This window comes from Gracilimonas mengyeensis (assembly GCF_900182705.1).
GTDB lineage: Bacteria > Bacteroidota > Rhodothermia > Balneolales > Balneolaceae > Gracilimonas > Gracilimonas mengyeensis.
On the sequence record NZ_FXTP01000026.1, the window covers coordinates 1 to 5,544 of the forward strand.

General features: G+C 53.1%; 2 tRNA genes and 3 rRNA genes. All 5 read right to left on the minus strand.

Annotated features, from left to right (window positions below):
• Positions 1-48 precede the first annotated feature (48 nt).
• A 5S ribosomal RNA gene (gene rrf / locus FN815_RS18705) occupies positions 49-157 on the minus strand.
• A gap of 163 nt (positions 158-320) precedes the next feature.
• Positions 321-3,203 (minus strand): 23S ribosomal RNA (locus tag FN815_RS18710).
• Between the two features lie 366 nt (positions 3,204-3,569).
• Positions 3,570-3,643, minus strand: a tRNA-Ala gene (locus FN815_RS18715).
• 9 nt (positions 3,644-3,652) lie between these two features.
• A tRNA-Ile gene (locus FN815_RS18720) sits at positions 3,653-3,726 on the minus strand.
• Between the two features lie 154 nt (positions 3,727-3,880).
• A 16S ribosomal RNA gene (locus FN815_RS18725) occupies positions 3,881-5,406 on the minus strand.
• Together the 16S, 23S and 5S rRNA genes with 2 tRNA genes alongside form the textbook arrangement of a ribosomal RNA operon.
• Positions 5,407-5,544 lie beyond the last annotated feature (138 nt).

Consider the following 5,544-nt stretch of genomic DNA (forward strand, 5'->3'; position numbering starts at 1 on the left):
AAAAAAAGCCCCGGATGTTGATCCGGGGCTTGTGGGGTACAAAAAGGAAGGAGGCGACGACCTACTCTACCGCGTAAGCAGTACCATCGGCGCTGCAAGGCTTAACGGCCGTGTTCGGGATGGGAACGGGTGGAGCCCTTGCGCTATAGTCACCTTCCAAAAAATGGTAGAACTAAAAAGAGATGTTCTTTGACATGATGGGCTTCCCAGGTGGGAAGCCGGCAATAGTAACCGGCAGATATTGGTGTATAGAGCGTATCTATACTGTAGCAACTTTAGCTGGTTTGTTGACGGCGCTTACAGCGCCTGTGCAAACCATATAAAGGAAGCCTGTGGCCTGATTAGTACGACTCGGCTAAACATGTCACCATGCGTACACCTGTCGCCTATCTACCTGGTCGTCTTCCAGGAGGCTCTTAGGGAATACTTATCTTGGAGCGTGCTTCGCGCTTAGATGCATTCAGCGGCTTATCACTTCCGCACATAGCTACCCTGCGATGCATGCGACCACACAACAGGTACACTAGCGGTGCGTCCACTCCGGTCCTCTCGTACTAGGAGCAGCTCTCCGCAATATTCCTACGCCCACAGCAGATAGAGACCGAACTGTCTCACGACGTTCTGAACCCAGCTCGCGTACCGCTTTAATTGGCGAACAGCCAAACCCTTGGGACCTTCTCCAGCCCCAGGATGCGATGAGCCGACATCGAGGTGCCAAACCTCCCCGTCGATGTGAACTCTTGGGGGAGATAAGCCTGTTATCCCCGGAGTACCTTTTATCCTTTGAGCGATGGCCCTTCCATGCGGTGCCACCGGATCACTAAACCCAACTTTCGTTCCTGCTCGACCTGTGTGTCTTGCAGTCAAGCACCCTTATGCTTTTACACGCTGCGCACGATTGCCGACCGTGCTGAGGGTACCTTTGGGAGCCTCCGTTACTCTTTAGGAGGCGACCGCCCCAGTCAAACTACCCACCATACACTGTTCCGCGGTTGCCCCACGGTTAGAATTCACCTGACACAAGGGCGGTATTTCACTGGGCGACTCCCCCCAACCTGGCGATCAGGGTTCTGGGTCTCCCGCCTATGCTACACATGCGTCCGGTAAAGCCAATGTAAAGTTGTAGTAAAGGTTCACGGGGTCTTTTCGTCCCGCTGCGGGTAATCGGCGTCATCACCGATACCACAATTTCACCGAGCTCATGGCTGAGACAGTGCCCAAATCGTTACACCATTCGTGCAGGTCGGAACTTACCCGACAAGGAATTTCGCTACCTTAGGACCGTTATAGTTACGGCCGCCGTTTACCGGGGCTTCAGTTGGAAGCTTCGCCGAAGCTAACTCCCTTCTTTAACCTTCCGGCACCGGGCAGGTGTCAACCCCTATACATCGCCTTGCGGCTTAGCAGAGGTATGTGTTTTTGGTAAACAGTCGTTTGGGCCTTTTCACTGCGCCCTGACAAAGTCAGGGGATCCTTCTCCCGAAGTTACGGATCGAATTTGCCTAGTTCCTTAGCCATGAATTACTCGAGCACCTTAGGATACTCTCCTCACCCACCTGTGTCGGTTTGGGGTACGAGCAGCTGTAACAAACTACGACGCTTTTCTCGGCAGCATGATTACCTCCACTATCCCGTTGGCCGCAGCCTCTGGGTACTGTCGGGGTTCAGCCTTAATGGTGAGCGGATTTGCCTACTCACCGGCCTACGCCCTTTAACGTGCATTCGTCAGCACGCGGGAGTGTCACTTCTGCGTCACGCCTTAGCCTAGCGTTACAGTCGGTACCGGAATATTGAACCGGTTTGCCATCGGCTTCGCCTTTCGGCTACACCTTAGGTCTCGACTAACCCTGATCCGATTAGCGTTGATCAGGAACCCTTGGGTTTTTGGTGGACGGGTTTCTCGCCCGTCTTATCGTTACTCATGCCTACAGTTTCGCTTCCAGCAGCTCCACCAAAACTCGCGTTTCGACTTCTGCGCTACTGGAATGCTCCCTTACCGAACTATTAGTTCCCACAGCTTCGGCAGTATGTTTAATGCCCGTGTATTATCGACGCCGGGCCGCTTAACTAGTGAGCTATTACGCACTCTTTAAAGGAATGGCTGCTTCTAAGCCAACCTCCTAGTTGTCTGGGCAACCCAACTTTCTTTGTTCAACTTAACATACATTTGGGGGCCTTAGCTGGTGGTCTGGGTTCTTTCCCTCTCGCGACAGGACGTTATCACCCTGCCACTGACTGCCTGGTGGCTTCTTACCGGTATTCGGAGTTTGTCTAGGGTTGGTACCCGGTGAAGGGCCCTAGCCTAATCAGTGCTCTACCTCCGGAAGAACAAAACCAGACGCTATACCTAAATATATTTCAGGGAGTACGAGCTATTTCCAAGTTTGATTGGCCTTTCACCCCTATCCACAGTTCATCCGATGACTTTTCAACGTCAGGCGGTTCGGGCCTCCATGGGGTTTTACCCCCACTTCACCCTGACCATGGATAGATCACTTGGTTTCGCGTCTGCCCCGCTGTACTGCACGCCCTATTCAGACTCGCTTTCGCTGCGGCTGCGCCCCTTAGGGGCTTAACCTCGCACAACAGGAGCAACTCGTAGGCTCATTATACAAAAGGCACGCCGTCAGTCCCGAAGGACCTCCGACCGCTTGTAAGCACACGGTTTCAGGTACTATTTCACTCGCCTTCTCGGCGTTCTTTTCACCTTTCCCTCACGGTACTGGTTCACTATCGGTCATACAGATGTATTTAGCCTTACCGGATGGTGCCGGCAAATTCACGCAGAGTTTCACCTGCCCCGCGCTACTCAGGATACCCGCCTCACTACTCGCCGTACGCCTACAGGCCTTTCACCTTCTGTGGGACTGCTTTCCAGGCAGTTTCGACTTAAGTTTGTAGCAATTATGCAGGTCCTACTACCCCAAGATCCCGTAGGACCTTGGTTTGGACTGCTTCCCGTTCGCTCGCCGCTACTAGGAAAATCACTTGATTGTTTTCTCTTCCTGAGGGTACTTAGATGTTTCAGTTCCCCTCGTATGCTCTCCCGTAGGAGTATCCATCAAAGATGGATGGGTTGCCCCATTCGGACATCCGCGGATCATTGCTCGTATGCAGCTCCCCGCAGCTTATCGCAGCTTTACACGTCCTTCATCGCCTCTGTATGCCTAGGCATCCACCGTGTGCCCTTAACGTGCTTCTATTATATGGCTTGCACAGTCCGCTGGACTGGCCGCCACACATGAGCTTCATTGCTATTAAGGTTTAATTGTGGGCCGGATGTGGGACGAACCGCATCCGGCTACCTTGGCGTAGTCTACTTGCCCTCGAAAGAACAAATAGCCTACTAATAAGTCATCATGCTCGAAAGCATGCTGACTCTATCTACTATTACTATTGCTTTCATCATGTCAAAGAACTCCGCGTGTCGCCGCGGAAAACGCGCCCGCCGGCCAAATAGCCGCCGCGCAAATACAATCGTTTGGATAAAGATGCCATGGGTTATACCAACCGCTCAACAACACCTTCAACAAAAAAATAAAGAACTATTATCTTATCTAATATCACTGTGGAGCTACGGGGATTCGAACCCCGGACCCCCTGCTTGCAAAGCAGGTGCTCTAGCCAGCTGAGCTATAGCCCCGTAGTCTTGTGGGCTTGGGAGGACTTGAACCTCCGACCTCACGCTTATCAGGCGTGCGCTCTAACCACCTGAGCTACAAGCCCCCTTTATTGCGGGCCTCGGCTGCAGGCGGCATGAACCGGCTGCGGCGAGCGGAAACCCGCCGGGTACACAGTCTTAAAAAAAGTACAGATCAGATTGTTTGCCACGAGCGATGCGTAGCGTCGTAGTCCCAATATTGCAGGGACGCTCTCCTTGAAAGGAGGTGATCCAGCCGCACCTTCCGGTACGGCTACCTTGTTACGACTTAGCGCCAGTTACCAGGCTTACCCTAGGCACCCCTTACTGGAGCGACATCAGGTACTCCTGACTTCCATCGCTTGACGGGCGGTGTGTACAAGGCCCGGGAACGTATTCACCGCGTCATTGCTGATACGCGATTACTAGCGATTCCACCTTCATGGAGTCGAGTTGCAGACTCCAATCCGAACTGAGAATGACTTTGTGGATTTGCTCCTGCTCGCGCAGTGGCTACCCATTGTATCATCCATTGTAGCACGTGTGCAGCCCTGGACGTAAGGGCCATGATGACTTGACGTCGTCCCCACCTTCCTCACTACTTGCGTAGGCAGTCTGGCTAGAGTCCCCACCATTACGTGCTGGTAACTAACCACAGGGGTTGCGCTCGTTGCGCCACTTAAGGCAACACCTCACGGCACGAGCTGACGACAGCCATGCAGCACCTTCCATAGCGCCCCGAAGGGACCCTCCTTTTCGGGAGGTAGCACTATGGATTTAGCCCAGGTAAGGTTCCTCGCGTTGCATCGAATTAAGCCACATGCTCCACCGCTTGTGCGGGCCCCCGTCAATTCCTTTGAGTTTCATCGTTGCCGACGTACTCCCCAGGTGGTATGCTTACTGCGTTAACTGCGTCACTGGCTCCGAAGAGCCAACAACTAGCATACATCGTTTACAGCGTGGACTACCAGGGTATCTAATCCTGTTCGCTCCCCACGCTTTCGTGCCTCAGCGTCAGTTACAGCCCAGCCGGCCGCCTTCGCCACTGGTGTTCTTCGTAATATCTATGCATTTCACCGCTACACTACGAATTCCACCGGCCTCTTCTGTACTCAAGAAACCCAGTATCCATGGCAATTTTACCGTTAAGCGGCAAGATTTCACCACAGACTTAGGCTCCCGCCTACGCACCCTTTACACCCAATGATTCCGGACAACGCTTGCACCCTCCGTATTACCGCGGCTGCTGGCACGGAGTTAGCCGGTGCTTATTCGAATGATACCGTCACTCCAGGTCGAAACCCGGACGTTCTTCTCATTCAAAAGCCGTTTACAACCCATAGGGCCGTCTTCCGGCACGCGGCGTGGCTGCGTCAGGGTTTCCCCCATTGCGCAAGATTCCTCACTGCTGCCTCCCGTAGGAGTCTGGGCCGTGTCTCAGTCCCAGTGTGGGGGATCATCCTCTCAGACCCCCTAGCTATCATCGCCTTGGTGAGCCGTTACCTCACCAACTAACTAATAGCACGCAGACCCCTCTATACCCGGGCCGAAGCCCCTTAACAACTGTGGCCATGCGGCCCCGCTGCATTATGCGGTATTAGCATCCCTTTCGGAATGTTATCCCCCTGGTATAGGCAGGTTATCTACGCGTTACTCACCCGTCCGCCAGTCTCCAGTAGGTGCAAGCACCTACCTTCTCCTTCGACTTGCATGTGTTAAGCCCGCCGCCAGCGTTCGTCCTGAGCCAGGATCAAACTCTCCATTGTAAATAAAAAAATATATATACTCTGTGAGCTGACCCTACGCTCTTGGTCATTTTAAAATGCAAAAAATTTGCATCAAGAAATTGAACAAGCTCTCGCTCGCACAAACAATCTGATCTATACTTCAATATGTCTAAGAAC